The sequence below is a fragment of the Elioraea tepidiphila DSM 17972 genome, assembly GCF_000378465.1.
GTDB lineage: Bacteria > Pseudomonadota > Alphaproteobacteria > Acetobacterales > Acetobacteraceae > Elioraea > Elioraea tepidiphila.
In genome coordinates this window covers 16,386-42,835 of sequence record NZ_KB899919.1, presented here as the reverse complement: position 1 = coordinate 42,835, position 26,450 = coordinate 16,386, and the positions used below count along the sequence as shown (strand labels likewise).

The following is a 26,450-nucleotide window of genomic DNA, read 5'->3' as shown; positions in this document are numbered from 1 at the left end:
GCCGCAGGCAGATCATCGCGTGTTTCGTTCGCGTTGGGGCGGCGCGACGGGGCTCTCGTCCGGAAGTTGTGTTGTGTCTCACCTGGACCCTTGGGTTACGGTGATTCCATGCGCATTGCGGGTTTGCGCGGCGTTCGGCCGCGTCATTGATGGCCGACTCATCGACCGACCGCAGCCTTCCGGGGGCGGGCTTGCCTGCGGGGCGCTGGCAGGCGCCGCTTCACGTCCACATAACCGCCCTGTTCATGCTGCTGCTCGGTGCCGCGGCGGTGGCGCTCGGTACGGTCGCGGGGCGCAGCTCGCAGGCGCTGGTGGACGAGGCGGTCGCGGCGGCGCTGGACGGCAATGGTCGCCTGGCGGTGCAGGAGCTGCGCCGCCTGGAGGCGACCGCGCGGGGCGCGGCCGAGGCGCTCGCCGCCGACCCGATCACCCGAACCACCGCCGACGCCGAGCGCGCCGAGCGGCTGCATGCCCTCGCCGGGGTGCTGCGCTCCGTGCCGGGGATTTCGGCCGCCTATCTCGGCTGGCCGGACGGCAGCTTCGTGCTGCTGCGGCCGGTCGGGTCGGATCTGGACCATCTCGGCGCGCCGGCAGGCGCGGCCTGGCTCGTGCAATGGGCGAACCCCGCGGGCGCGCGCTTCGAGTTCCTGAGCGAGGCGCTCGAACCGTTGGAACGGCGAGAAGGGGTGGACTACCCCTTCGATCCGCGGGTCCGCCCCTGGTTCCGCGACGCGATGCGCGCGGAGGGCACCATCGTCACGGTACCGTATCTCTTCTTCACCACCCTCGAGCCGGGCATCACGGCCGCGCGCCGTGCGGCCTCCGGCGCGGTCGCCGGCGTCGATGTCGCGCTCTGGGATCTCTCGACGCGGCTCTCGGTCGGCAGCCTGGCCGCGGGCGCGGAAGCGGTGGTGCTGGACGCCGAGGGCGGGGTGATGGCGGACGCGAACATCGCGCGGCTGCGCCGGCTGGTGGCGGCGCGGACGCCGACGCCGGCCTCGCCCGCATCGGAGTTCCTGCCGCGCGCAGCCGAGCTCGGCCCGCCCGTGCTCGCGCATCTGGCCGAGCGCTGGCGCAACACGCGGGAGGGTTTCGAGGGACGGCTCAGCGCCGGCGGTCAGGGCTGGCTCGCGATGATCGTGCCGCTCGGCCTTCCGGGCACCGCCTTCGCCATGGCCGCGCCCGAGGAGGTGCTGGGCCGCGGGCCGAGCGCGATCCGGGCGCGGCTGCTGACCGTGTCGGGTCTTGCCTTGCTGTTCGCCGTGCCGGTGATCTGGGGCGTCGCACGGCTGGTCGCCCGGCCGGTCGCGGCCTTCGCGCGCGAGGCGCAGGCGGTCGCGCGGCTCGAGTTCGCCGACACGCCCAGACGCACCTCGCGGGTGCGCGAACTCGCCGAACTGGACGAGGCGATCGCGGCGATGCGCACGGCCCTCGGCGGCTTCACCGCGGTCGCGCACGGCATCGTCGCCTCCGAACAGATCGACCCGGTCCTGGCCAATACGCTCGATGCCCTGATGCGGGCCTCCGGCGCCGACCGCGGCGCGGCCTGGCTGATGACGGATGGCACCATGACACTCGCCGTCGTCCGGCGCGCGCCGGATGCGCCAACGGACGCCCCCATCGGCATCGGCGGCGCGGCTGACGACCTCGCCGCCCGGATCGGCCAGAGCGCCCCCCATCTCCTGGCCAGCTTCGCGCCGGATGATCCCCGCCTCGGCCCCCTCGCCGGCGGGACCGCCCCGCTGACCGTGCTCGGCGTGCCGCTGAAGGCGCGCAGCAGCGAGGTGACCGGCGCGATCGCGCTGGCCCGCGCGGAGCCGGCCGAGCACGCCTTCCCCCCGTCGATCCTGGCCCTGGTCGACGCGGTCGCGCGCCCGGTGGCGCTGGCGATTGACCGCCGGCGCCTGATCGCCGCGCAACGCGCGAGCCTGGAGCAGCTTCGGTTGCTGGAGACGGCGGTGTCGCGGCTGAACGACATGGTGATGATCACCGCCGATCCTGGCGGCGACCCCGCGACGGCGCGGATCGTCTACGTGAACGAGGCCTTCGTCCGCCTGACCGGTTGGTCGCGCGAGGAGGCGATCGGCGCGCGGCCGCAGATGCTGAACGGACCGGAGACCGACCAGGAGGAGCTCGACCGGGTCGCGCGCGCGCTGCGGCGCGGCGAGACGGCGCGGACCGAGGTGATCGCCTACACCAAGGCGGGCGGCACGATCCGGCTGGAGATGGACGTCGCGCCGATCCCCGATCGCTTCGGGCGCGTCTGCCACTGGGTAACGGTCGAGCGCGACGTCACCGAACGGCGCAAGGTCGAGGAGCGCCTGCGCCAGTCCCAGAAGCTGGAGGCGCTCGGCCAACTGACCGGCGGCGTCGCGCACGACTTCAACAACCTGCTCACCGTGATCCTCGGCAATGCCGAGGCGCTCGCCGACGAACTCGCCGACAACGAGCGGCTGCGCCGGCTCGCCGAGATGGCGGCGACCGCGGCCGAGCGCGGGGCCGAACTGACCGACCGGCTGCTCGCCTTCGCGCGCCGCCGCCCCCTGGAGCCCAAGGCGGTCGACCTCGCCGCGCTGCTCGGCGGCATGGACGGGCTCCTGCGTCAGGCACTGACCGAGCGCGTGGACCTCGAAGTCACCGCCGAGCGCGGCCTCTGGCCGGCGCTGGTCGATCCGGGCCAGCTCGAAAGCGCGGTGCTGAACCTCGCGATCAACGCGCGCGATGCCATGCCGAAGGGCGGGCGGCTGACGATCGCGCTCGCCAACGCCTCCCTTGATGCCGTGGGCGCGACGGAGGGCGAGACGATCGCGCCGGGCGACTACGTGCTGCTGTCGGTGACCGACACCGGCACGGGGATGGCGCCGGAGGTGGCGGAGCGCGCCTTCGATCCGTTCTTCACCACCAAGGATGTGGGCGAGGGCAGCGGGCTTGGCCTGAGCATGGTGTACGGCTTCGTCACCCAGTCGAAGGGCCATGCGCGCATCGAAACGAGCCTCGGCGAGGGCACCACGGTCCGGCTCTACCTGCCGCGCGCCGCCGAGCCGCCAGGGCAGCGTCTGCGCCGGGGCGCGGATGCGGCGCCGCGCGGGGCCGGCGAGCACATCCTGCTGGTCGAGGACGAGCCGCTGGTGCGCGAGCACACGGCCGCCCTGCTGCAAAGCCTCGGCTATCGCGTCAGCACCGCCGGCAATGGGCCGGAGGCCATGGAGATACTCGCGCGGCGCGCCGACGTCGATCTGCTGTTCAGCGACATCGTCATGCCGGGTGGCATGGATGGGCGCGCACTGGGCGAACAGGCGCGCCGGTTGAACCCGGCGCTCAAGGTGCTGTTCGCCTCCGGCTACGCCCCCGCCGGTCCGGCCCACGAGCCGCCTGGGACCGAGGCGATCGGCCTGCTCGCCAAGCCCTATCGCCGCCAGGAGCTCGCCGAGCGTGTTCGCGCCGCGCTGGACGCGACGTAGCCCCGTTCAGCCCCGGCTTCCGATGCCGCGCATGAACGCATCGCGGATGCGCACCGGATCGCGCTCGGTCTGCGTCACGGCCGGTTTGTCATCGATCCGCGCGGCGATGAACCACGGTCCCGGCGCGCCGAGCGCGCGCTCGGCCAGCGCCTCGAACTCCGCCTCGTCGGCGGCCCAATGGCTCTCGGCGATGCCGCTGGCGCGCGCGATCGCGACGAGGTCGGTGCGCGCGGCGGCGGCGGGCGTCCGCTGCCCGCCGGTGATCTGGTAGATGCCGTTGTCCCAGACGACGATGACCAGGTTGCGCGGGCCCCGTGCCGCGACCGTCGAGAGGCAGCCGAGCTGCATCAGCAGCGACCCGTCGCCTTCGAGCGCGATCACGGTGCGCTTCGGCTGCGCGATCGCGACGCCGAGCGCGATCGGCACCGCGAGCCCCATGCTGCCCAGCATGTAGAAGTTCTCGGGCCGGCGCCCGGCGGCCCAGAGGTCGAAATTCGTGTTGCCGATGCCGCCGATCACGGCCTGGTCGGTCAGCTTCGCGACGAGGCGCCGCGTGAGCGCGGCGCGGTTCATCACCTGGGCGTTGTGCAGCGCGTCCATGGCGGGGCTCATGCCGGGAACCTCTTTCCGCCGGTGAGCAGCGGCGACAGGATCAGGCAGGCCGGCGCCTGGGTCGCGACCGCCTGGCGGATGGTGCGGTCGACGATGAACTCGGTCTCGTCGAGCCGCGTGATCGTGTGGTGCTCGATGCCGAGCGCGTCCAGCACCGGGCGCATGGTGCGGCAGACCATCGCCTGGCCGAGATTGAACTCGCCGAGTGTGCCGCGTTCGGAGACCATCATGACCAGCGGGATCTGGCAGGCGCAGGCGAGCGAGGCGAGCGCGTTCGGCAGGGTGGCGAAGCCGGAGGTCTGCATCAGCACGATGCCGCGCATGCCGCCCATCCAGGCGCCGGTGACGATGCCGACCGCCTCCTCCTCGCGCGTGGTCGGGAAGGCGGTGAAGAACGGATCGGCCTCGACCGCGGCGATCAGCGGCGTCAGCACGCGGTCCGGCACATAGGTGACGAGGCGCACGTCGTTCTGCCGCAGGGTCGCGGCGACGATGCCGTGCCAGGTGACACTCGGCGTGCCGTCCATGCGTGGGTCCTCCCGGAGTTCGGTCGGCGCCGTTGTCGCCCTTGACGCAGGCCGCGTCTAGAGCAGCGACTTCAGCCGCGCGACCAGGTCGAGCGCGTCGCGCGGGCTGAGCGCGTCGGGGTCGATCTCGGCGAGGATGCGGCGCAGTTCGTCGGGTGCCTCGGCCCGCGCTACGGCGGTCCGCGCGAACAGCGGCATCTCCTCGGCGAGCGGGGCGAGGCCGCGCGCCCGCTCCTCAAGGGCGGCGAGCACCGTCGCCGCGCGCGCGATCACCTCGCGGGGCATGCCGGCGAGCTTGGCGACATGCAGCCCGTAGGAGCGATCTGCCGCGCCCTCGGCGACCGCGTGCAGGAACACCACCTCGCCCTTCCACTCCTTCACGCGCAGATGCGCGAGCCGGAGCTCCGGCAGGCGCGGCCCGAGGGCCGTGAGCTCGTGGAAATGGGTGGCGAACAGCGCGCGGCAGCGGAGCCGGTCGTGCAGCGCCTCCAGCACCGCCCAGGCCAACGCCAGCCCGTCCCAGGTGGCGGTGCCGCGGCCGATCTCGTCGAGGATGACAAGACTGCGCGCCGTCGCCTGGTTCAGGATCGAGGCGGTCTCGACCATCTCGACCATGAAGGTGGACCGCCCGCGCGCGAGATCGTCGGACGCACCGACGCGGCTGAACAGCCGGTCGACGATGCCGATCCGCGCGCGCCGCGCCGGCACGAACAGCCCCGCCTGGGCGAGGATGGCGAGGATCGCCGCCTGGCGCAGGAAGGTCGACTTGCCCGCCATGTTCGGCCCGGTGACCAGCCAGAGCCGCCCGCCCGGCGAGAGATCGACCCCGTTGGCGACGTAGGCGCCGCCCTCGCGCCGAACGGCCGCCTCCACCACCGGGTGGCGACCGTCCTCGATCGCGAAGGCGGCGCTCTCCTCGATCTCGGGCCGGGTCCAGGCCTCGGCCTCGGCGAGCACCGCCGTGGCGGCGGCGACGTCGAGGATCGCGAGCGCCTCGGCGGCTGCGGCAATCGCGCCCTCCTCCGCGCGCACGGCATCAGTGAGGTCGGCCAGGATCGCGGCCTCGCGTGCCTCCGCCTCCGCGCCCGCCTCGACGATGCGGCGGTCCAGGGCCGCGAGCGCGTCGGTGACGAAGCGCATCGTTCCGGCCATGGTCTGCCGGTGCGTGAACCCGGGAAGGGTGTCGGGCGGGGCGTCGCGCAGCCGGAGCCCCGCGGCTTCGGGCACCTCGATGAAGTAGCCGAGCTGGGCGGTGTGGCGGATCTTCAGGTTCGGCACGCCGGTCGCTGTGCGCGCCTCGGCCTCCATCGCCGCGACCACGCGACGGGAATCGTCGCGCAAGGCACGCGCGGCATCGAGCGCGGCATCGAATCCGGCCGCGATCGCGCCCGGATCGCCGGCACGCGCGGGCGGCCGGTCCACGAGCGCGCGCTCCAGCCGCTCGGCGAGCGCGGGCGCGGGGTCGAGCGCGGCCTCGGCCGAGGCGATCAGCGGCGGACGCGGCAGGGTGGCGGCGGCGAGCACGCCCTGTGCGGCGCGCGCGGCGGCCAGCCCGTCGCGGATCGCGGCGAGGTCGCGCGGCGCGCCTCGCCCCAGCGCGATCCGCGCGAGCGCGCGCGCGATGTCGGGCGCGCCCTTGAGCCGGGCGCGCACGGCATCGCGCAGCCCGGGCTCGGCGAGGAAGAACCCGGCCGCGTCGAGCCGTGCCGCGATCGTCGCGGCGATGGTCGAGGGGGCGGCGATGCGCGCGGCGAGCATGCGCGCGCCGGCGGCCGTCACGGTGCGATCCACCGCGCCGAGCAGCGTGTCGGGGCCAGTGCGGTCGAGCTCCAGGCTGCGGCGGGTGGCGGCGTCGATCGCCATGGTCGCGGCCTCGGCCTCGCGCGCGAGCGGTTCGAGCCGCGGCAGACGCCCTGCCTGGGTCGCGCGCACGTAGTCGAGCAGCGCCCCGGCAGCCGCGAGCTCGGGTTCGCTGAACGGGCCGAAGGCGTCGAGCGTCGCCACGCCATAGGCCGCCTCCAGCACGCGGCGCCCGGCCTCGGGCCGGAACCGTGCGGCCGGCAGCACGACCGCGCGGGCGCGCCATTCCGCGAACACTGGGTCGGCGAGCCGATCCTCGGGCAGCAGCAGCTCGGCCGGCTCGCGCGCGGCCAGCGCCGCGGCGAGCGCCGCGCCGCCGGCGGGCCGAACGCCGAACGCGCCGGTCGAGATGTCGAGCCAGGCGAGCGCCGTCCCGGTGCTGGCGGCGATCCAGTTCGGTCGCGCCCCCTCGAGCAGCGTCTCCTCGGTCACTGTGCCGGGGGTGACGAGGCGCACCACCGCGCGCGGCAGCGGGCCGCGCAGGCCACGCTTTTTGGCCTCGGCCGGGTCCATGGTCTGCTCGACGATCGCAACCCGGAAGCCGCGCCGGATCAGCCGCGCGAGATAGGCCTCGTGGCTGTGCGCGGGCACGCCGCACATCGGGATCGGCCGGCCGTCATGCTCGCCGCGCGTGGTCAGCGCGATGTCGAGGGCGGGGGCCCCCTTCTCGGCGTCCTCGAAGAACAGCTCGTAGAAGTCGCCCATGCGGAAGAACAGCAGCGCGTCCGGATGGTCGGCCTTGGCGGCGAACCACTGCGCGAGCATCGGGGAAGGAGGGGCGGACATGGGCGGCGGACGTTAGAGCGGTTTCCACATGGGTGGAAACCGCTCTGGGCATTCCTTGCGAGCATCTTCACGCCCACGGCTGATCCCAGCCGTGGGCGATCTGCTCTAGCCGCGCGCGCCGGATCGCCCAAGGGCCGCGGCTCGGCTATCGTGGCGGCGAGCAGGGAGGATCGCGATGCAGCTTGCCGGCATGAACCACGTCACGATCAACTGCGCGCCGGCCGATCTCGGCGCCTTGCGCGACTTCTACGTCGCGGCGCTGGGGTTGACCGAGGGCAGGCGCCCGGATTTTTCCTTCCCCGGCCACTGGCTCTATCTCGACGGGCGGCCGGTGGTGCATCTCGCCGGCCGGACATCCATCGCGCCCGGCACCAAGGCGCCGGCGCGTGGCGGGGCCGGGTTCGACCACGTCGCGTTCACCGCCGAGGGGCTGGAGGCCGCGCGCGCCCGGCTCGATGCGGCACGGATCGGCTACGAGGAGGCGCCCGTGCCCGGGTTCCCGCTGCACCAGATCTTCCTGACCGACCCGCTCGGGCAGCGGATCGAACTGACGTTCTCCGTCGGCTGAGCTCCTTCAGGCGGCGCGGCTGCGCGCGGCTTGGGTGTCGGCGTGCGCGATCGTGACCACCAGCGCGACCCCCGCCTGTGTCGCCCGTACCGACTTCGCACCCTGGCGCGGCAGGCGGATGCCGCGCTGCATGCAGGCACGGATCAGCGCGGCCGCGACCTCCACCGCCTCCATCACGACCTGGCCGCGCTGCGCCCCCTCGGGCGAGGCGATCTCCACCGAGAGCTGCACCGGGTCGGCGCATGTGACGGTCGCCGCGACCACGGTGCCGGCGGGTGGCGGCGCCTCGCCCTGGCGGCTGTTCATCTCGATCAGCCGGACCTGCAACGCCGCGCGCAGGGCCGCTGCGTCGAAGCGAATCTCGCGGTACTCGCTGATGGGCATGCGACCTCCCCGCATCGTGGTGCGGCGATGATACGACCGTGTGGTTGCCGAGGCGTGAAGATCAGCGGCGTGCCGAGACCACGGCGGCGGCGAGCAGCACGAACCCCAGCGCGATCTTGAGGGCATCGGACGGCGCGGCCGCCGCCAGCACCGCGCCAAGGGCGGCACCGGCGACGCTGCCAAGCCCCATCGGCACGGCGATGCCGCTGGTCTGGTCGCGCGGCGGCAGCCGGCCGAGCCGCGCGTAGCGGATCAGCGCCGCGGCGACGATCACGATCGAGATGGCGACGCTGGCACTGCCGGCCGGCTTCACGTCCAGCCCGTGGATGAACACGAGGGTGGGGATCAGCAACTCGCCACCCGCCACGCCGAGCAGGGTCGCGACCAGCCCGATCACGGCGCCGAGCGCGATCCCCACGGCGGCGCGCGGCAGGGCCGCGTCGGGCAGGAGGTCGAGCCGGAAGGCCTCGCCGGCGAACCCCTCGGCGATCAGCAGGAGCCCGATCCCGACCAGCAGGATCACGATCGCGTGGTGCAGCCGGTGGTCCGACAGCCGCGCCACCAGCCCGGCGCCGGCGAGGGCGGCGATCAGCCCGCCTGCGGTCAAAGCGGCGATGTCGACCAGATGCGGCCCGAGCGGTGCAAGACTCAGGCTGCCGGCGCGGAAGGCGAAGGAGGCGATCAGTGTGACGATGCTGATCACCGAGTTGAGCGGCACCACCTGACCGGGCGCCAGGCCGAAGCGGCGCAGCAGCACGGGGATGCGGAACTCGCCGCCGCCGAGCCCGATCACCCCGCCGAGCAGCCCGACCGGCACGCCCCAGGCGGCCGCTTCGGCGGGGCTTCTCATGCGCCCGGCCGCGTGACGGCGACCGACTTCACCAGCGCGACAACGGGCCGGCCGGGGGCGAGGCCCATGCGCATCACGGCATCCTCGGTGACATGCGCGCGCAGGCGCGCCGCGCCGAGCACCACGACCACATCCGCCAATCCGGCCGGGCGCGGATCGATCGTGTCGATCGTCCCGGCCAATGCGTTGTGCACGGACAGCCCCTCCGGCACCCGATCGGCGAGGATCACGTCGCGCGCGGGGATGCGCACCCGGAGCCGCGTGCCCGGCGCGGCCTCGATCACGGGGGCGAGCACCTGGCCGGCCGGGGTGTCGAGCACCGAGAGGCGGCGGTCGGGCAGGGTCGCGACCAGGGTCGCGTCCAGCACGCTGCCGGCTTCGGCAGCAGCCGCGATGATCGGCAGGTCCGCGCGCGCCGAGATCGTGCCGACATCGCCCTCGGCGACGATCCGCCCCGTCTCCAGCACCAGCACGCGGTCGGCGAGCCGGGCGACCTCCTCGAAGTCATGGGTCACCAGCACGATCGGGCAGGCGAGGCGCGCCCGCAGCGCCTCGATCTCGGCGTAGAGGGCAACGCGCACGGCCCGGTCGAGCGCGCTGAACGGCTCGTCGAGCAGCAGCACCTCGGGGTCGCGCGCGAGCGCGCGCGCGACCGCAACGCGCTGGCGCTGGCCGCCCGAGAGCTCGGCCGGGCGGCGCGCGGCGAACGCCTCGAGATGCACGAGCGAAAGGAGTTCGCGCGCGCGGGCCGGGCGCTGATCCTTGGGCAGATGGCCGAGGGCCGCGGCGACGTTCGCCTCGGCGGTCATGTGCGGGAACAGGGCGTAGTCCTGGAACACCAGCCCGACCCGGCGGCGATGCGGCGGCACCCAGAGATCGGCATCGCTGTCGAACCAGGCCGCGCCGTTGCAGCGGATCCGCCCGGCGCGCGGGCGATAGAGCCCGGCGAGGCAGCGCAGCACGGTGGTCTTGCCCGATCCCGAGGCGCCGAACAGCGCGGTCACCTCGCCCGGTCGCAGGTCGAAGGCGAGATCGAGCGGGATCGGCGCGTCCTGGCGGAGCGCCGCGGAGAGCACCGCGTCAGCCACGGCGACGTCCGATCCGACGCGAGAGCGTATTCGTGATGCCGAGGGCCGCGATCGACAGCACGAGCAGCGTCGCCGCCATGATGTTGGCCGAGCGGTCGTCGAAGGCCTGCACCCGGTCGTAGATCGCGATCGCGATCGTCTTGGTCTCGCCCGGGATCGATCCGCCCACCATCAGGACCACGCCGAACTCGCCGAGCGTGTGCGCGAAGGTCAGCACGAGGCCGGTGACGATCCCCGGCCAGGCGAGCGGCAACTCGATGCGCCGGAACACCTGCCATGGCGTCAGCCCCGAGACCGCGCCCGCCTCGCGGACCGAGGGCTCGATCGCCTCGAAGGCGCGCTGCACGGGCTGGAACGCGAAGGGGATGTTGACGAGAATCGAGGCGATCACCAGCCCCTCGAAGGAGAAGGCCAGCAGCTGGCCGGTGAGCGCCTCGATCGCCTGGCCGAGCGGGGAGTGCCGGCCGAACGCGACCAGCAGGTAGAACCCGACCACGGTCGGCGGCAGCAGGAGGGGAAGTGCCACCAGCGCCTCGACGAAGCCCTTGCCCCGGAACTCGCGATAGGCGAGGGCGCGGCCCGCCCAGAGCGCGATCGGGGTGAGGAAGAGCACGGTCGCGATGCCGAGCTCGATCGAGAGGAGAAAGGCTTCCCAGTCCATGCGTGGGGGCGCCCGGTCGTTCTCACTCGCCGGGCAGCACGAAGCCGTAGCGCACCATGATCTCGCGGGCCGGCCTCTCCTGCATGTAGGCGTAGAAGCGCTCGGCGACCGGCCCGGCGTTGCGCATGAGCACCATGCGCTGGCGCAACGGCTCGTGCCACTCCTCGGGAATCAGCGCGAATCGGCCGAGCGGCTGCATCGCCGGGGCAAGGGCGAGCGAGTAGGCGATGATGCCGCCCTGGCTGTTGCCGGTGGTGGCAAACTGTGCCGCCTGCGAGACATTCTCGCCCAGGATCAGCGCAGGCCTGACCGCCTCCCAGAGCCCCTGGCGCTGGAGGGCCTGCATCGCCGCCAAACCGTAGGGTGCGTGCTCGGGATTGGCGATCGCGAAGCGCCGCAGCCGGTTCCCCTGGATCGCCTCGCGGAGGTTGGCGAGCGTGCCGTCGGGTTGCAGGTCCGAGTTGGGCGGGATGAAGATGACGATCCGCCCGATCGCGTAGAGGTCGCCGCGATCGCGCGTCAGCCCACGATCGGCGAGGCGGAACACGAAACCCTCATCGGCCGAGAGGAACATCTGATACGGCGCGCCCTGCTCGATCTGGCGCGTGATGTTGCCGGACGAACCCATCGACAGCCGGACCCGGCCATGGCCCTCGGCCTCGAACTTCGCCGCGATCTCCTCGAGCGCGAATTTGAGGTCGGCCGCCCCCGCGATCGTCGGCGCGTCCTGGCCGAGCGCCACCGCCGGCAGGGCGGACAGAAGCGCTGCAAGGGCGCCACGGCGGGACAGGCTCGGCATCGCGTCGTCTCCCCTGCTAATATGAACAACAAACAATATTTCCGGATGGACCGATTTGGCAACCCGCCCTTTTCGTGGTCCGATGCGTCATGCCGCGCGCCGCACCGCTCCGGCTGTTCCTGCGCCTCGAACTCGGCCCGGACATCGCGATCGGGCCGGGCAAGGCCGACCTGCTCGCGGGCATCGCCGAGACCGGCTCGATCGCTGCCGCCGCACGGCGCATGGGCATGAGCTACAAGCGTGCCTGGCTGCTGGTCGAGACCATGAACGGCTGCTTCCGCGAGCCGCTGGTGATCTCCGCGCGCGGCGGCAAGGGCGCGGGCGGGGCACGGCTGACGGCGGAGGGCGAGGCCGTGCTGGCGGCGTATCGGTCGCTGCAACGCGACGCCGAGCTGGCGGCCGCCCCGCACGCCCGCGCGATCGCCCGGCTGGCGCGGGAGCCGAAGCCGCGTCCATAATCCCCGGCCGAACGCGGAGGAAACGATGGAAGGCAGCATCGAGGGCGGTCGCTCGACCAAGGTCACGGCCGAGGAGGCGCTGCAACTGCACGCCATGGGCCGGCCGGGCAAGCTGGAGGTCCGGCTGACCAAGCCGCTGACCACCGCGCGCGATCTCAGCCTCGCCTATTCGCCCGGCGTCGCGGTGCCCTGCCAGCACATCGCGAAGAACCCGTCGCTGGCCTACGACTACACCGCCAAGGGGAACATGGTGGCGGTGATCTCGAACGGCACCGCGGTGCTGGGCCTCGGCAATCTCGGCGCGCTCGCCGGCAAGCCGGTGATGGAAGGCAAGGCGGTGCTGTTCAAGCGCTTCGCCGATGTCGACTCGATCGATCTCTGCATCGACACCGAGGATGTGGACGCCTTCGTCAACGCGGTGCGCTATCTCGGCCCCTCCTTCGGCGGCATCAACCTCGAGGACATCAAGGCGCCGGAGTGCTTCATCATCGAGCAGCGCCTGCGCGAGCTGATGGACATCCCGGTGTTCCACGACGACCAGCACGGCACCGCGATCGTCGCCGCCGCCGGGCTGATCAACGCCGCCCACCTGACCGGCCGCTCGCTCGCCGAGATGACGCTGGTGATCAACGGCGCAGGCTCGGCCGGCATCGCCTGCGCGGAACTGCTGAAGGCCATGGGGATGCGGCCCAACAACGTGCTGCTCTGCGACACCAAGGGGGTCATCTACAAGGGCCGCACCGAGGGCATGAACCAATGGAAGTCGGCGCATGCGGCGGAGACCAAGACCCGCACGCTGGCCGAGGCGCTGGAGGGGGCGGACGCGTTCTTCGGCCTCTCCCAGGCCGGGGCGGTGACCCAGGCGATGGTCCGCTCCATGGCCAAGAGCCCGATCATCTTCGCCATGGCCAACCCCGACCCCGAGATCACGCCCGAGGAGGCGCGCGAGGCGCGTGCGGATGCGATCGTCGCCACCGGGAGGTCGGACTATCCGAACCAGGTCAACAACGTGCTCGGCTTCCCCTACATCTTCCGCGGCGCGTTGGATGTGCGTGCGTCAACCATCAACGAGCCGATGAAGATCGCGGCTGCCGAAGCGCTCGCGGCGCTGGCGCGCGAGGACGTGCCGGACGAGCTCGACGCCGCCTCCGCCGCCGGCGGCAAGCGGCTGAAATACGGCCCCGACTACATCCTGCCGCTGCCGTTCGATCCGCGCCTGATCAGCCGCGTGCCGCCGGCGGTCGCCAAGGCGGCGATGGACAGCGGCGTGGCGCGCAAGCCGATCAGCGATCTCCGCCGCTATGCGCGCGATCTCACCGCCAAGCTCGACCCCACCGGGGCGACGCTCGATGCGATCCTGGAGGCGGTGCGCGCCAATCCCCGCCGCGTGGTGTTCGCCGAGGGCGAGGAGGAGAAGACCATCCGCGCCGCCATCGCCTACCGCAACGCGGGCTATGGCACGCCCGTGCTGATCGGGCGCGAGGAGCGCGTGCTCGACACGCTGCGCGCGCTCGGCATCAACGGGTCGGACGGCATCGAGGTGCACAACGCGCGGCTCTCGGGCGCGAACCGGAAATACGCCGACTACCTCTATGCGCGGCAGCAGCGTCGCGGCTTCCTGTTCCGCGACTGCCAGCGACTCGTCAACCAGGACCGCAACGTCTTCGCCGCCTGCATGGTCGCCTGCGGCGATGCGGATGCGATGGTGACCGGCCTGTCACGCTCCTATGCGGTCAGTCTGGAGGGGGTGCGGCTCGCGATCGATCCGGCGCCGGGCCATCTGCTCTTCGGCGTCTCGCTCCTGCTGACCAGCCAGGGCACGGTGCTGGTGGCCGACACCGCGATCCACGAGCGTCCGGACGCTGCCCAGCTCGCGGCGATCGCCAAGGCGACCGCCGCCGCGGCACGCAGGATGGGGCGCGAGCCGCGCGTCGCCTTCCTGTCCTTCTCCACCTTCGGCGACCCGAAGGGCTCGATCCCGGAAAGCATCCGCGAGGCGGTCGCACTGCTCGATCAGCGCGGCCAGGACTTCGAGTATGATGGTGAGATGGCGGCCGATGTCGCCCTCGATCCGGCGCTGCAGGGCCTCTACCCGTTCTGCCGCCTGACGGGCCCGGCGAACGTGCTGGTGATGCCCGGGCTGCACGCGGCGCACATCCTGACCAAGGCCTTGCCGCGGCTCTCCTCGGCCACCGTGATCGGGCCGATCCTGCAAGGCCTCGCCCGGCCGGTACAGATCGTGCCGCTCGATGCGCCCTCCAGCACGATCGTTCTGATGGCCGGGCTTGCCGCCTATCAGAGCCTCGCGCGATAGACGAGGGCGATCCGGTCCGGCCCTGGGCCGATGTCTCGACCATGGGGGAAGCACCAATGCTGACACGTCGCACGCTCGGCGCGCTCGCCGCCGCCGCCCTTGCCCGACCCGCGCTCGCGCAGCCCTGGCCGCCGCGCGACCTCACGGGGATCATCATGTGGGGCGCGGGCGGTGCCACGGATGTGGTCGCGCGCGCGCTCACGCCGCATGTCGAGGCCGCGCTCGGCGCGAAGATCGTGCTGCAGAACCGGCCCGGCGGCGTGGGCGCGATCGCGACCCAGGCCGTGCACGCCGCCCCTGCGGATGGCCTGACGCTGCTCTACGGCGCCGAGAACCCGCAGCTCCACAAGGTGCTGGGGCTGGCGCAGATCGACTACGCCGACTTCTTCCCGGTGAATGTGATCGCGCGCGGTGTCGGCGTGATCGTCGCCAACACGAGCAAGCCGTGGACGAGCCTGAAGGCGCTGGTGGACGACATCACCGCCAATCCCGGCCGCGTGCGCATGGGGGCCACCGGCCCGGGCGGCCTGCCGCACGTGATCGGCGCGATGCTGAACGCCGTCACGCCCGTGCGCGTGATCGCCGTGCCGTTCGACGGCGAGGGTCCCGGCCTCACCGCGCTCCAGGGCGGGCATGTCGACTTCATGCCGGTCGGCGTCGCGGCGGCCGCCGAGCACATCCGCGCAGGCCGCGTGAAGCCGATCGCGGTGGTCAACCCCGAGCCGGTGCCGACGCTGCCCGAGGTCGCGCCGGTGACCGCCGACTTCCCGGGCTTCGCGCGCTACCTTCCCTGGGGACCGTTCTACGGCGTGTGGGTGAAGCGCGACACACCGGCACCGGTACGCGCGCGTCTGGTCGAGGCCTTCCGCACGGGAGCGGCCAACCCCGCCTTCGTCGAGCTGATGGCGCGCAACGGCAACATCTTGATGAACATCTCGGGCGACGAGGCCGATGCGTTCCTGAAGCGCTGGCAGTCGGTCACGTCCTGGCTGTTGCAGGAGGCCGGCGCGGCGCGGCGCTCGCCCGAGGAGTTCGGCATCCCACGCCCGTGACGCCGCGTGGCTGAGCGGAGCGTACGGCCGGGCGAGCGGCTTCTCGCCGTCCTGCTGCTCGCCGCGGCCGCCGTCGTGGTCGCGGAGGGGTGGCGGCTCGACGGGCTCGCCTCGCCCTCCGCATCCGGCGCCTTCCCGCTGCTCGCCGGCGCGGTGATGGCGGGGTCGGCGGCGGCGATCGCGCTCGCCCCTCGATTCGCCGCGGACGCGCTGCCGATGCTGCCGGCGCGCGTGGCCGCGGTGATGGCGCTGCTGGTCGTCTTCGCCGCCGCGATGCCGCTCGTGGGCTTCCACCTTGCGGCCTTCGCGTTTCTCGCGATCACGATCCGGGTGCTGCGCGGCCACGGCACGCTGCGCGCCGCGCTGATCGCCGCCCTCGCGGTCGGCGCCGTGCACGTCGTCTTCCGCCTTGCCTTCACCGTGCTGCTGCCCGAGGGCACGCTCTGGCGATGACGCCCGAGCACGTCCTGATGTCGTGGCTCGATCCGGTGCTGTTCGCCGCGACCGCGCTCGGCACCCTTGCCGGGATCTGGATCGGCGCGATCCCCGGCCTGTCGGTGACGATGGCGGTGTCGATCCTGGTCTCGTTCACCTTCGCCTGGCCGCTCGAACCGGCGCTCGCGCTGATGGCGGGCGTGTTCACCGGCGGCGTCTATGGCGGATCGCGCAGCGCGATCCTGCTGAACATCCCCGGCGGGCCGGCGGCGATCGCGACCGCGCTCGACGGCTACCCGATGGCGCAGCGCGGCGAGGCGGGGGCGGCGATCGGGCTCACGACGCTGGCCTCGTTCCTCGGCGGGCTGATCGGGGTCGCCGCCCTCGCGCTCGGCGCGCCGGCGATCGCCGAGGTCGCGATCCTGTTCGCCCCGCGCGACTACCTGCTGCTGGCCGTGCTCGGCCTGCTGCTGGTGGGCAGCCTGTCGGGCGAGTCGCTCGCGAAGGGCCTGTTCGCCGCCGGGCTCGGCGTCACGCTCGGCCTGGTCGGCCTCGACCCGATGACGGCCGAGCCGCGCTTCACCTACGGCTCGGTCGAGCTGCTCGGCGGGATTCCCTACATCGCGGCGATGATCGGCTTCTTCGGCGTGGCCGAGGCGCTGTCGCAGCTCCGCCTGCCCGACGCCGAGCCGATCCGTCAGCGCATCGGCCGCATCGTCCCGCCATGCGCGACCCTGCTGCGGCACCTGCCGCTGGCACTGCGGTCATCCGGCATCGGCGTGGTGATCGGCGCGCTGCCCGGAACGGGTGGCGACATCGCCGCGCTGATGGCCTACGACCACGCACGCCGCTCGACACGCGCGCCCGCGCATCCGTTCGGCAGCGGCGCCGAGGAGGGCGTGATCGCGCCCGAGGCCGCCAACAACGCCGCGGTCGGCGGCGCCTATGTGCCGATGCTGACCCTCGGCATCCCCGGCGATGCCGTCACCGCGGTGCTGATCGGCGCGCTGTTCGTGCACGGGCTGAAGCCCGGGCCGATGCTGATGATCGAGACGCCGCACCTGTTCTGGTTCACGGTCGGCAACCTGCTGCTGGCGAACCTCGCCCTGCTGGCGTTCGGGCTTGCCGGCGCGCGCGCCTTCGCCCGCATCGCCGAGGTGCCGCGCGCGGTGCTGGTGCCGCTGATCCTCGTGCTCTGCGTGGTCGGGACGTTCGCGATCCGCAACAGCCTCACCGATGTCTGGTGGATGCTGGGGTTCGGCATCACGGGCTACGGGCTGAGGCTCTACGGGTTCCAGCCCGGGCCGATCATCCTCGGCATGATTCTCGGGCCGCTGATGGACGCGTCCTGGCGGCGGACCGTGATCGCCGCGGGGGACGATGTGCTCGCGGCGGCCATCGAGGCGGCCGGAAGCACGATCTCTCTCATCCTCGTTGCGGCCATTGTTCTGATCGTTCTCCGATCGTTCTCCAGGGGGAAAGGGCCTGCCTAACCGGCCGATCGCCGGCGCAGCCCTCCGTTGGGATCCATTTTCCCCCTGCACCCCGCTCCCATCTACACCACAGGCAGCCAAAGCACGTCCTCGATCGTCCGCGCGTCCGAGGCCAGCATCGCCAGGCGGTCGAACCCCAGCGCGATCCCGGCGCAGGCCGGCAGCCCGAACGCCAACGCGGCAAGGAAGTCCTCGTCCGGAACGCGATCCTCGCCGGTCGCCGCAAGACGCTCGGCGCGCCACGCCGCGAACCGCGCGCGCTGCTCGGCCGCATCCGTCAGCTCCTCATAGGCGTTCGCGAGTTCCACACCGGCCGCGAACAGCTCGAACCGCAACGCCACCCGCGGGTCAAACGGATCGCGCCGCGACAGCGCCGCCTCCGACGCAGGCCAATGGGTCAGGAACGCCGGCGCCTCGTGTCCGATCGCCGGCTCCACCCGCTCGAGCAGCAGACGGAAGAAGAGGTCCTGCCACGTCTCACCTGTACGCAGCGCCACGCCCGAAGCTGCCGCCAGCGCCGCCGCATCCCCGGCACGCGCCAGCACATCGACACCGACGAACCGCGCGAACGCCTCCGCCACCGTGATCCGCGCGAAGGGCCGGTCGGTCGGCACCACCGCACCGCCGCGCCGCAGCCCTTCCGGACACACGGCGCGGATCAGCGCCTCGGTCTCATCCATCAGACCGGCGAGATCGAGCCCGGGCCGATACCACTCCAGCATGGTGAACTCGGGCTGGTGCTGCGGCCCGGCCTCGCCGTTGCGGAAGACGCGCGCGAACTGGAAGATCGGCCCCGCGCCGCCCGCCAGCAGCTTCTTCATCGCGAATTCCGGGCTGAACTGGAGAAACAGCGCCCGCGTCTCCGCCCCGAGCTTTGCCGCGTAACGTGTCGCGAACGGATCGAGGTTCGGCTCCATCCCCGGGCACGGCTGCAAGACCGGCGTCTCGACCTCGGTGTAGCCGCGCGCGGCGAGGAACGCCGCCACCTCGGCGCGCAGCCGCGCACGCCGGCGCAGGAACGGCAGGCGCGCGGCGAGACGCTCGGGATGCCACGGAGGCGACATGCTGGGGCTCCCTCGGGGCACAGGTGTATCAACGCAACCTTAACCACAACATCGCATGTCTGAGGCCCCATCGATCAGGGAGGGCCCATGCTCACCCGTCGCTTCAGTCGTGTTCTCCTCGGCGTGGGCCTGCTCGGCGCCGCCGGGTACGCTTTCGCGCCCCATCTCTCGAACCGGATCTCCACCGCGGCCGTGGTGAACAGCGAGGTGATCCGCATCGTCGCGCCGATCGACGGCGTGGCGGACGAGCAGCTGCCGGGACCCGGCGTCACACTCGCCGCCGGTGGCGTGCGACCAGTGGTGCGCCGTCTGGTGGCGGAGGATCGCGAACGCCACCGCCTCGCGCATGATCTGGCCCTCGCCCGCGCCCAGATCGCCGAGGCGCGCGAGGGCCTTGCCCAGCTCGACACCCACGATGCCGAGCTCGCCCGGCGCGCCGCCCTCTATGTCGAGGCGACGCGCGAAAAGCTCGCCGCCGAGATCGCCGAGACGCGCGCCCAGCAGGCCGGCGCGCAGGCCGCGGTCGCCCAGGCGCGCGCCGAGCTCGAGCATGTGCAGGCCCTACGCGCCGCGCGTCATGTCGCCCAGGTCCGCGTGGAGGCCGCCGAAGCGGCGCTGCGCCAGGCCCAGGCCAACGCCGAGGCGCTCGCCGCCCGGCTCGTCCGGCTGGATGTCGAGCACCGCGCCGTGCTCGCCGGCGTACATCTGCGCGACGGCCACAACGACGTGCCCTACAGCGTGCAGCAGCGCGACCGGGTGATGCTCCAGCGCCAGGCGTTGACCGACCGGCTCGCCGAGGCACGCGCGCGCGAGGCCGCGCTGGCGGCGGCGCTGGCGGCGGAGGAGGCGGCGCGGCTCGACCGTGACCGCTACGACCTGTCGCTCGCGCATGCCGCAATCGTGTGGGAGCGCCACGCCACTCCCGGCGCACCGGTGAAGCCGGGCGAGGTGCTGCTCGATCTGGTGCGCTGCGATGATCTGTTCGTCGAGGTGGCGTTGCCCGACACGGCCTTCGGTGCGCTGCACGTCGGAGACACGGCGCGGGTCCGTCTACGCGGCGGGGTCGAGCTCGAGGGGACGGTCCGGTCGATCCGCGGCGCCGGCGCGCGCAGCCGCAAGACCTTGCTCGCGGCCGAGCGTCCCTCCGAGCATGGTGCGCGGCTCACGGTGGAAGTCGCGCTGCCGCAGGACGCCGCACGCCTGATCGCGCCCGAGAGCGAGGGCGCGTTCTGCGGCATCGGCCGGCTGGCTGAGGTCAGCTTCCCGATCGACCTCAGCCCCTTCGAAGCCGGCATCGCGCGTTTGCTGCGCGATGCGGCCGGCTGGGCCGTCGATCTTGCCGCCCGTCTCGGCGTCTCGGCACGCGCCGAGACGCCGTAACGCCGTTCCCGCGCCGATGATCCTCGACATCCCGCGCGAGGCGTTCTGGCCGCTGCTCGCGCTGATCGGCCTGCTGTTCCTGGTCAAGGGCGCGGGCAGCGACCGGCTCGCCCGGCTCGTGCTGCCCGCCGCGATCGCGCTGATCGTCGCGCACTACCTGGACTGGCGCTGGACGACCACGCTCGACGGGCCGGGGATCACCGCGCTCGACCGCGTGTTCATCCTCGCCTTCTTCGCCGTCGAGCTGCTCGCGCTGGCCGACGGCATGATCCTGCTGCTGCTGCTGACGCGACGGCGCGACAACCGCGCCGAGGCCGATCGGCACGAACGCCGCCTCGTGGCCGCGGATCAAGCCTCGCTGCCGGCGGTCGATGTGTTCATCGCCACCTATAACGAATCGCTCGAGGTGCTGGAACGCACCATCATCGCCGCCTGCGCGCTCGACTGGCCGGCACTGCGCATCTGGGTGCTGGATGACGGGCGGCGGGATTGGCTGCGCGACTGGTGCGCGCGCAAGGGCGTCGGCTATCTGACGCGGCCGGACAATCGCGGCGCCAAGGCGGGCAACATCAACGCCGCGCTCGCGCGCACCGACGCGCCCTTCGTGCTGGTGCTGGACGCCGATTTCGCCCCGCGCGCGAACTTCCTCCGCCGCACCATGGGGTTCTTCGAGGATCCCCGCGTCGGCATCGTCCAGGCGCCGCACCGCTTCTTCAACCCCGATCCGATGCAGCAGAACCTCTCGGTGCATCGCGTCCTGCCCGACGATCAGCGGCTGTTCTTCGACGTCATCATGCCGGCGCGCGATGCCTGGGACGCCGCATTCTGCTGCGGCTCGAACGGCGTGATCCGGCGGGCGGCTCTCGCCGAGGTCGGCGGGCGGCTTCCCACCGGCTCGATCACCGAGGACATGCTGCTGACGCTGGTGATGCTCCGCAAGGGCTACGTCACGCGCTACGTCAACGAGACACTGGCGCTCGGCCTCGCCCCGGAATCGACCGATGCGTTCTTCGTCCAGCGCGCGCGCTGGGCGCGGGGCGCGATCCAGATCCTCTATCTGCGCGCGGGACCGCTCGGACCGGGCTTGCGGTTGATCCACCGTCTGTTCTTCCTGCCGACGCATTGGCTGACCGGCAGCCTCGTGCACGCGGGATCGTTGCTCGCGCCGGTGCTGTTCATGCTGACCGGGATCGTGCCGATCGCGAATGTCGGCGTGCCCGAGGTCCTCATGTATCAGCTCCCTGTGGTGATCGGTTACATGGGGTCGCTGCAGATCCTGTCGCGTGGCGCCTATCACCCGCTCGCGGCCGTGGTGCTGAGCGCGTTCTCGGCCTTCCGCCTGCTGCCGGCGGTGCTGGTGACGCTGGTCAAGCCGCACGGTCATGCGTTCCGTGTGACACCCAAGGGCCGCGCTGCGCACGGCGGCAGTCACGACCGGCTGATCGTCGGCGGCGCAGGCACGCTGATCCTCGCCACCACACTCGGCTTGGCGCTGAACGCGGTGCCTGGGTGGCGGATCGTCGAGCGGTCGGCCCTCATCCCGGTGGTGGCGGGCTGGTCGGTCGCGAATGCGGTCGTCCTCCTGCTGGTCGCCGTGCTCGCGATCAGCCGCCCGCCGCAGCGCGAGCAGGAGCGGTTCGCGATGGGCAACGAGCCCGCCGCGATCGCGCTCGGCGATGATCGGCGCGCGGGCGCGCTGGCGGATCTCAGCCTCACCGGGGCACTGCTGCGTCTCGATGATCCTGGCAGCATCGCCCCGGGGGCCCGGGTCACGGTCGAGATCGCCGGCGTGCAGCCCATCCCTGCGACTGTGGTCGGCGTTCGACCCGCGGGGGTCGCGCTGCGCTTCGACGCGCCCGATGAGGCGGCGCGGGAGGCGCTGATCCGGCGCCTGTTCTCCGAGGCGCATGAGCCGGTGACGGCGCCGGCGCCGCACGAGTCCCCGATGATGGTGCTGCTCGCGCGGCTGCTGCTGCCGGCGCCGAAGCCGGCCTGACGATTGCCCGGGCGGCGGCATCGCTCTACACGGCCGCCATGCCCGACGGCACCCCCGCCCGTACCCTCCGCGACATCCCCGGCCTGATCGCCGCCGGGCTCGCGCGCGCCTCCGACCGTGCCGCGCTGGAGGCGGTCGCCGCGCGCTACGCGGTCGCGGTGACGCCGGCGGTCGCGGCACTGATGGACCCCGCCGACCCTGCCGACCCGATCGCGGCGCAGTACGTTCCGCATCCCGATGAGCGCGTCACCGCTGCTGACGAGCACCCCGACCCGATCGCCGACGAGGCGCTGAGCCCGGTGAAGGGGATCGTCCACCGCTACCCAGACCGGGCGCTGCTGAAGCCGCTGCTCGCCTGTCCGGTCTATTGCCGCTTCTGCTTCCGCCGCGAGCAGGTCGGCCCCGATGGCGGGGTGCTGACCGAGGCGGAGCTGGCGGACGCACTTGGCTACATCGCAGCCCGGCCTGCCATCCGCGAGGTGATCCTGACAGGCGGCGATCCGCTGATGCTCTCGCCCCGGCGCCTGCGGGCGATCCTCGCCGCGCTCGACGCGATCCCGCATGTCGAGAGCCTGCGCATCCATACCCGCGTGCCGGTCGCTGAGCCCTCGCTGATCACGGAGGCGCTGACCGAGGCGCTCGCCACCGACAAGGCGCTCTGGGTCGCCGTGCATGTGAACCACGCGCGCGAAGTGTCGCCCGCGGCGCGCGCGGCGCTCGCCCGGCTGGTGGCGCGCGGCATCCCGCTGCTGTCGCAGTCCGTGCTGCTGGCCGGCGTGAACGACAGCGAGGCGGCGCTGGAGGCGCTCTGTCGTGCGCTGATCGCCGCGCGCGTGAAGCCGCACTACCTGCACATGCTGGATTTCGCCCCGGGCACCGCGCGTTTCCGCGTGCCGATGGAGCGCGCCCGCGCGCTGCACCGGGCACTGCGCGGCCGGCTGCCCGGCCACGCGATCCCCACCCTGATCCTCGACATCCCGGGCGGGCGCGGCAAGGTGCCGGCGGGCGAGAGCCATGTCGCGCGCGCGGGCGAGGACTGGATCGCGACCGATCCCTGGGGTGCGGCGCACGCCTACCCGCCCCCGGTTGCCGCTCCCGGCGAAAGCCGGTAACACCCCGCCCGCCCCCACACGCCCCGACGGACACCACGCCATGCCCAAAATGCAGGCCAACCAGATGCGCCCCGGCCACGTGATCGAGCACGAGGGCCAGCGCTGGACCGTGCTCAAGAGCCAGATCAACACCCCCGGCAAGGGTGCGGCCGTGATCCAGGTCGAGATGCGCAACCTGCGCACGGGTGCGAAGAAGGACGAACGCTGGCGCACCGTCGATACGGTCGAGCGGCTGATGACCGAGGAGAAGGAATACGACTTCCTGTTCGCGGAGGGCGACCGGCTGACGCTGATGGACAAGGAGAGCTTCGAGCAGATCGAGGTCGATGCCGGGCTCTGCGGCGAGGCGCGCCAGTTCCTCCAGGAGGGCATGACGCTGACGGTCGATCTGGTCGAGGGCGAGCCGGTGGCGATCCACCTGCCGCAGACCGTGACGCTGGAGGTCGCCCAGGCCGACCCGGTGGTGAAGGGCCAGACCGCGTCCTCGTCCTACAAGCCCGCGGTGCTGTCGAACGGCGTGAAGACCATGGTGCCGCCCTTCGTCGAGGCGGGCGACCGCATCGTCGTGCGCACCGAGGACGCCTCCTACGTCGAACGCGCCAAGGGCTGATCAGGCTCCGTGGCCCCGCCGCGATTCTCCCCCGCCGTCAACACGATGATGGCGGCGGCCCAGAAGGCCGCGAAGCGCCTGTTGCGGGACTTCGGCGAGGTCGAGCAGCTGCAGGTCTCGGTGAAGGGGCCGTCGGACTTCGTCAGCCAGGCCGATCTGCGCGCCGAGGAGACGCTGAAGGCCGAGCTGGGCAAGGGCCGGCCCGAGTTCGCCTTCCTGATGGAGGAGGCCGGCTCGTCGGGTCCCGAGCAGTGGAAGTTCCGCTGGGTGGTCGATCCGCTCGACGGCACCACCAACTTCCTGCACGGCATCCCGCACTGGGCGATCTCGATCGCCCTGGAGCGCCGGCTCGGCAAGACCACCGAGATTGTCGCGGGCGTGATCTACTCGCCGGCGCAGGCCGAGATGTTCGTCGCCGAGAAGGGCGTGGGCGCGTTCCTGAATGACCGGCGGCTGCGCGTCTCGGCCCGGCGCGAGATGAAGGAGGCGGTGTTCGCCACCGGCATCCCCTTCGCGACCATCCCCACCCAGCGCGCCTTCTCGGCGACGCTGGAGCGGCTGATGCCGCAGGTCGCCGGGGTGCGACGCTTCGGCGCGGCGGCGCTGGATCTCGCCTGGGTCGCGGCCGGCCGCTACGAGGGGTTCTGGGAGCTGAACCTGAACGCCTGGGACATCGCCGCCGGCGTGCTGATGGTGCGCGAGGCGGGCGGCTTCGTCACCGACGAGCAGGGCGGCGATCCGCTGGTCTCGGGCAACGTAGTGGCGGCCAACCCGCATCTGCACGCGGCCTTGCGCGACGTCGTCGCCGCTGGGAGCGCCTCCGGGCGCTGACGGCCGATCCGGCGGTTGGTGCGCCGGATCGTGATCGCGTAAGGTGTCGTCACCCTACGGGAAGGCCTGCAATTTCCGCGACATGGCGTGCTTGCCCCGCATGATCCTCGCGCTCTTCGTCGTCGTCCTGGTGACGACGGCGGCCGAGGCGCGTGACGGCTCGGTGCAGGTCGACCGCAACGTGATCGAGAGCCTCGGCCCGCCGCCGCCGGCCCCGCGCGCGCCGGGCGGAGCGCCGCGCGCCGGCGGACTGCCGCTCGCGCCCGACACCGTGCCGCAGGCGACGCCGCAGCGCCGGCCGGTACAGCGCCCGCAGCCGGCGCAGCGGGCTGCGCGCCCGGTGGCCCCCGACCGGCCCCTGCCGCTGCCGCCCGAGGAGCCGGCGGAGATCCCACCGCTCGCCGCCCCGGCGCCGCTGCCGTTGCCGCCACCCGTCCCCGCCCCGCCGCCTGTGGTCGCCGCGCCTGCGCCTGCGGCCCCGCCCGCGGTCGCAGCGCCGCTTCGCGCGCCGCCAGCCCAACTCGCCGCGCCCGAGCCGACGCGGCCGGCCGAAGTCGCCGCGCCGCGGCCGGCCGCGCCGGTCGCCACCGCCGCGCGCCCGGCGGGCCCGCCGCCCGAGCGGGTGCGGCTGCTGTTCGCGCCGGAGGCGCAGGAACTGACCGAGGCCATGCGCGCCGAACTGCGTGCGCTCGCGGGTGCCCTGCCCGACAGCGACGCGACCCGGCTCACCGTCAACGCCTATGCCGGCGGCGATCCGGCCAATCCCAGCCTCGCGCGGCGGGCGTCGCTGTCGCGCGCGCTTGCGGTCCGCACCGCGCTGATGGAGGCGGGGGTGCGCTCGACCCGGATCGATGTGCGCGCGCTTGGGCTCAATGCCGGCGACGGTCCGCCCGATCGCGTCGATGTTCTCGTAGGAACTCTCCGATGATCACTCGCCCGCGGCGCTTCCTGATCCGCATGCTCGGTTTCCTTGCTGCGGTGCTGGCGCTCGCCGCGCTGCTGCACGAGCATCTGATCCACGCCTTCCAGGCCAACCCGGTGCTGAACGGGCTCATCCTGGGCGTGCTGTTCATCGGCATCCTCTACGTTTTCCGCCAGGTCGCGGCGCTGACGCGCGAGGTGGAGTGGCTGGAGACCTTCAAGCGCAACAAGCCCGGGCTCGCCGGGCTCGGCCAGCCGCGGCTCTTGGCGCCGATGGCGGCGATGCTGTCGGAGAAGCGCGAGCGCTTCACGCTCTCGGCCTTGGCGATGCGCAGCCTGCTCGACGGCATCCAGAGCCGGCTCGACGAGAGCCGCGAGCTCAGCCGCTACATGGTCGGCCTGCTGATCTTCCTCGGCCTGCTCGGCACGTTCTGGGGGCTGTTGCTGACGATCAACGCGATCGGCGCGGTGATCGGCGGGATGAGCATCGGCACGGGCGAGATCACGCAGCTGTTCGGCCAGTTGCAGAGCGGATTGCAGGCGCCGCTCGCGGGCATGGGCACGGCGTTCTCGACCTCGCTGTTCGGTCTCGCTGCGGCTCTGGTCCTCGGGTTTCTCGATCTGACGGCGGGCCAGGCGCAGAACCGCTTCTTCAACGACCTCGAAGATCTGCTCGCGCAGCAGACCCGGCTGTCATCCGGCGCTATCGGCGGCATGGAAGGCGAGGGTGGGTCCGTGCCGGTCTATGTCCAGGCGCTGCTGGAGCAGACGGCCGAGAACCTTGAAGGGTTGCAGCGCACGCTGGCGCGCGGCGAGGAGGGACGGATCGCGGCGAATCAGGCGGTGATCGGGCTGACGGAGCGGCTCGGGCAGCTCACCGATCAGATGCGCGCGAGCCAGCAATTGCTGCTGCGCGTCGCCGAGGGGCAGAGCGAGCTGAGGCCGGTGCTGTCGCGGCTCGCGGATGCGCAGGCGCAGGGCGCGCTGGATGATGCGACGCGCGGGCACATCCGCAATCTCGAGCTCTACATGGCGCGGATGCTCGAGGAGATGATGCAGGGGCGGACGCAGACGACCAACGAGATCCGCTCCGAGATCAAGCTGCTCGCGCGCACGATCGCGGCGATCGCGGAGGACCAGCCGCGATGAAGGGTCCTGGGGGGCAGGGGCCAATGGCCCCTGCCGGGG

23 protein-coding genes are annotated in these 26,450 nt (G+C 72.6%); 14 read left to right on the top strand and 9 right to left on the bottom strand.

Going from position 1 to position 26,450, the window contains the following annotated elements; all coding sequences use genetic code 11:
• Window positions 1-245: 245 nt before the first annotated feature.
• On the top strand, window positions 246-3,461 hold the full coding sequence (locus F563_RS23915) for an ATP-binding protein (protein ID WP_019014398.1): 3,216 nt from the start codon (window positions 246-248) through the stop codon (window positions 3,459-3,461).
• 6 nt (window positions 3,462-3,467) lie between these two features.
• Here F563_RS23915 and F563_RS0109310 read toward each other — a convergent pair whose 3' ends face one another.
• The 3 genes from F563_RS0109310 to mutS are packed head-to-tail and all read right to left on the bottom strand — an operon-like array spanning window position 3,468 to window position 7,225.
• Window positions 3,468-4,073, bottom strand: a complete 606-nt coding sequence (locus F563_RS0109310) for a thiamine pyrophosphate-dependent enzyme (RefSeq protein WP_026299460.1) — start codon at window positions 4,071-4,073, stop codon at window positions 3,468-3,470.
• Window positions 4,070-4,600 carry a thiamine pyrophosphate-binding protein gene (locus tag F563_RS0109305; RefSeq protein WP_019014396.1) on the bottom strand — a complete coding sequence of 177 codons (531 nt, stop codon included), beginning with the start codon at window positions 4,598-4,600 and terminating at the stop codon, window positions 4,070-4,072. Before F563_RS0109305 ends, F563_RS0109310 begins: the two co-directional genes overlap by 4 nt.
• Window positions 4,601-4,657: 57 nt before the next feature.
• A complete protein-coding gene (gene mutS / locus F563_RS0109300; RefSeq protein ID WP_019014395.1) occupies window positions 4,658-7,225 on the bottom strand; it encodes a DNA mismatch repair protein MutS in 2,568 nt (855 codons plus the stop codon).
• Between the two features lie 196 nt (window positions 7,226-7,421).
• On the opposite strand from mutS, the gene F563_RS0109295 reads away from it, so the two are divergent.
• Window positions 7,422-7,814 carry a VOC family protein gene (locus tag F563_RS0109295; protein WP_019014394.1) on the top strand — a complete coding sequence of 131 codons (393 nt, stop codon included), beginning with the start codon at window positions 7,422-7,424 and terminating at the stop codon, window positions 7,812-7,814.
• A 6-nt stretch (window positions 7,815-7,820) separates the two neighbouring features.
• Here F563_RS0109295 and F563_RS0109290 read toward each other — a convergent pair whose 3' ends face one another.
• The 5 genes from F563_RS0109290 to modA form a co-directional block, all read right to left on the bottom strand.
• Complete coding sequence (locus F563_RS0109290; RefSeq protein WP_019014393.1) at window positions 7,821-8,198, bottom strand: hypothetical protein; 378 nt, start codon at window positions 8,196-8,198, stop codon at window positions 7,821-7,823.
• A gap of 61 nt (window positions 8,199-8,259) precedes the next feature.
• Window positions 8,260-9,048, bottom strand: coding sequence for a sulfite exporter TauE/SafE family protein (locus F563_RS0109285; RefSeq protein WP_026299458.1), 789 nt, complete (start codon window positions 9,046-9,048; stop codon window positions 8,260-8,262).
• Window positions 9,045-10,136 (bottom strand): molybdenum ABC transporter ATP-binding protein, encoded by a 1,092-nt coding sequence (gene modC, locus F563_RS0109280; protein WP_019014391.1) that lies wholly within the window; start codon window positions 10,134-10,136, stop codon window positions 9,045-9,047. Before modC ends, F563_RS0109285 begins: the two co-directional genes overlap by 4 nt.
• On the bottom strand, window positions 10,129-10,797 hold the full coding sequence (gene modB, locus F563_RS0109275; protein WP_019014390.1) for a molybdate ABC transporter permease subunit: 669 nt from the start codon (window positions 10,795-10,797) through the stop codon (window positions 10,129-10,131). The genes modC and modB overlap by 8 nt, the downstream gene beginning before the upstream one ends.
• Window positions 10,798-10,819: 22 nt before the next feature.
• Entirely contained in the window at window positions 10,820-11,596 is a 777-nt protein-coding gene (gene modA, locus F563_RS0109270) for a molybdate ABC transporter substrate-binding protein (RefSeq protein WP_019014389.1), read from the bottom strand.
• Between the two features lie 89 nt (window positions 11,597-11,685).
• On the opposite strand from modA, the gene F563_RS0109265 reads away from it, so the two are divergent.
• The 5 genes from F563_RS0109265 to F563_RS0109245 are packed head-to-tail and all read left to right on the top strand — an operon-like array spanning window position 11,686 to window position 17,348.
• Window positions 11,686-12,054: a winged helix-turn-helix domain-containing protein gene (locus F563_RS0109265; protein ID WP_019014388.1), complete on the top strand. Its 369-nt coding sequence runs from the start codon at window positions 11,686-11,688 to the stop codon at window positions 12,052-12,054.
• 25 nt (window positions 12,055-12,079) lie between these two features.
• Window positions 12,080-14,368 (top strand): NADP-dependent malic enzyme, encoded by a 2,289-nt coding sequence (locus tag F563_RS0109260; protein ID WP_019014387.1) that lies wholly within the window; start codon window positions 12,080-12,082, stop codon window positions 14,366-14,368.
• 56 nt (window positions 14,369-14,424) lie between these two features.
• Window positions 14,425-15,420 (top strand): tripartite tricarboxylate transporter substrate binding protein, encoded by a 996-nt coding sequence (locus F563_RS0109255; protein ID WP_019014386.1) that lies wholly within the window; start codon window positions 14,425-14,427, stop codon window positions 15,418-15,420.
• Window positions 15,421-15,426: 6 nt separating this feature from the next.
• Window positions 15,427-15,873, top strand: a complete 447-nt coding sequence (locus F563_RS23910; protein ID WP_019014385.1) for a tripartite tricarboxylate transporter TctB family protein — start codon at window positions 15,427-15,429, stop codon at window positions 15,871-15,873.
• Window positions 15,870-17,348: a tripartite tricarboxylate transporter permease gene (locus F563_RS0109245; protein WP_019014384.1), complete on the top strand. Its 1,479-nt coding sequence runs from the start codon at window positions 15,870-15,872 to the stop codon at window positions 17,346-17,348. Before F563_RS23910 ends, F563_RS0109245 begins: the two co-directional genes overlap by 4 nt.
• Window positions 17,349-17,410: 62 nt before the next feature.
• On the opposite strand, the gene epmA is transcribed toward F563_RS0109245, so the two are convergent.
• Entirely contained in the window at window positions 17,411-18,412 is a 1,002-nt protein-coding gene (gene epmA, locus F563_RS0109240; RefSeq protein WP_019014383.1) for an EF-P lysine aminoacylase EpmA, read from the bottom strand.
• Between the two features lie 87 nt (window positions 18,413-18,499).
• Here epmA and F563_RS0109235 point away from each other — a divergent pair, with 87 nt between their 5' ends.
• From F563_RS0109235 to F563_RS0109205, 7 genes are all read left to right on the top strand, one after another.
• Complete coding sequence (locus F563_RS0109235) at window positions 18,500-19,792, top strand: HlyD family secretion protein (RefSeq protein ID WP_019014382.1); 1,293 nt, start codon at window positions 18,500-18,502, stop codon at window positions 19,790-19,792.
• A gap of 16 nt (window positions 19,793-19,808) precedes the next feature.
• Window positions 19,809-21,788, top strand: a complete 1,980-nt coding sequence (locus F563_RS0109230) for a glycosyltransferase (protein WP_019014381.1) — start codon at window positions 19,809-19,811, stop codon at window positions 21,786-21,788.
• A gap of 38 nt (window positions 21,789-21,826) precedes the next feature.
• Window positions 21,827-22,900, top strand: a complete 1,074-nt coding sequence (locus tag F563_RS0109225) for a lysine-2,3-aminomutase-like protein (RefSeq protein ID WP_019014380.1) — start codon at window positions 21,827-21,829, stop codon at window positions 22,898-22,900.
• 40 nt (window positions 22,901-22,940) lie between these two features.
• Window positions 22,941-23,510: an elongation factor P gene (efp, locus tag F563_RS0109220; protein WP_035574986.1), complete on the top strand. Its 570-nt coding sequence runs from the start codon at window positions 22,941-22,943 to the stop codon at window positions 23,508-23,510.
• A 48-nt stretch (window positions 23,511-23,558) separates the two neighbouring features.
• The gene (locus F563_RS0109215; protein WP_019014378.1) at window positions 23,559-24,341 is read left to right on the top strand and encodes an inositol monophosphatase family protein; all 783 of its coding nucleotides are present in this window, start codon (window positions 23,559-23,561) and stop codon (window positions 24,339-24,341) included.
• Between the two features lie 100 nt (window positions 24,342-24,441).
• Complete coding sequence (locus tag F563_RS24780; protein WP_051089366.1) at window positions 24,442-25,269, top strand: OmpA family protein; 828 nt, start codon at window positions 24,442-24,444, stop codon at window positions 25,267-25,269.
• Window positions 25,269-26,411 carry a hypothetical protein gene (locus F563_RS0109205; RefSeq protein WP_035574996.1) on the top strand — a complete coding sequence of 381 codons (1,143 nt, stop codon included), beginning with the start codon at window positions 25,269-25,271 and terminating at the stop codon, window positions 26,409-26,411. The genes F563_RS24780 and F563_RS0109205 overlap by 1 nt, the downstream gene beginning before the upstream one ends.
• Window positions 26,412-26,450: the final 39 nt, after the last annotated feature.

Coding starts and splice junctions, on each gene's coding strand:
- F563_RS23915 (WP_019014398.1), top strand. CDS start 246: ATGCTGCTGCTCGGTGCCGCGGCGGTGGCGCTCGGTACGGTCGCGGGG.
- F563_RS0109310 (WP_026299460.1), bottom strand. CDS start 4,073: ATGAGCCCCGCCATGGACGCGCTGCACAACGCCCAGGTGATGAACCGC.
- F563_RS0109305 (WP_019014396.1), bottom strand. CDS start 4,600: ATGGACGGCACGCCGAGTGTCACCTGGCACGGCATCGTCGCCGCGACC.
- mutS (WP_019014395.1), bottom strand. CDS start 7,225: ATGCTCGCGCAGTGGTTCGCCGCCAAGGCCGACCATCCGGACGCGCTG.
- F563_RS0109295 (WP_019014394.1), top strand. CDS start 7,422: ATGCAGCTTGCCGGCATGAACCACGTCACGATCAACTGCGCGCCGGCC.
- F563_RS0109290 (WP_019014393.1), bottom strand. CDS start 8,198: ATGCCCATCAGCGAGTACCGCGAGATTCGCTTCGACGCAGCGGCCCTG.
- F563_RS0109285 (WP_026299458.1), bottom strand. CDS start 9,048: ATGAGAAGCCCCGCCGAAGCGGCCGCCTGGGGCGTGCCGGTCGGGCTG.
- modB (WP_019014390.1), bottom strand. CDS start 10,797: ATGGACTGGGAAGCCTTTCTCCTCTCGATCGAGCTCGGCATCGCGACC.
- modA (WP_019014389.1), bottom strand. CDS start 11,596: ATGCCGAGCCTGTCCCGCCGTGGCGCCCTTGCAGCGCTTCTGTCCGCC.
- F563_RS0109265 (WP_019014388.1), top strand. CDS start 11,686: ATGCCGCGCGCCGCACCGCTCCGGCTGTTCCTGCGCCTCGAACTCGGC.
- F563_RS0109260 (WP_019014387.1), top strand. CDS start 12,080: ATGGAAGGCAGCATCGAGGGCGGTCGCTCGACCAAGGTCACGGCCGAG.
- F563_RS0109255 (WP_019014386.1), top strand. CDS start 14,425: ATGCTGACACGTCGCACGCTCGGCGCGCTCGCCGCCGCCGCCCTTGCC.
- F563_RS0109245 (WP_019014384.1), top strand. CDS start 15,870: ATGACGCCCGAGCACGTCCTGATGTCGTGGCTCGATCCGGTGCTGTTC.
- epmA (WP_019014383.1), bottom strand. CDS start 18,412: ATGTCGCCTCCGTGGCATCCCGAGCGTCTCGCCGCGCGCCTGCCGTTC.
- F563_RS0109235 (WP_019014382.1), top strand. CDS start 18,500: ATGCTCACCCGTCGCTTCAGTCGTGTTCTCCTCGGCGTGGGCCTGCTC.
- F563_RS0109230 (WP_019014381.1), top strand. CDS start 19,809: ATGATCCTCGACATCCCGCGCGAGGCGTTCTGGCCGCTGCTCGCGCTG.
- F563_RS0109225 (WP_019014380.1), top strand. CDS start 21,827: ATGCCCGACGGCACCCCCGCCCGTACCCTCCGCGACATCCCCGGCCTG.
- efp (WP_035574986.1), top strand. CDS start 22,941: ATGCCCAAAATGCAGGCCAACCAGATGCGCCCCGGCCACGTGATCGAG.
- F563_RS0109215 (WP_019014378.1), top strand. CDS start 23,559: ATGGCGGCGGCCCAGAAGGCCGCGAAGCGCCTGTTGCGGGACTTCGGC.
- F563_RS24780 (WP_051089366.1), top strand. CDS start 24,442: ATGATCCTCGCGCTCTTCGTCGTCGTCCTGGTGACGACGGCGGCCGAG.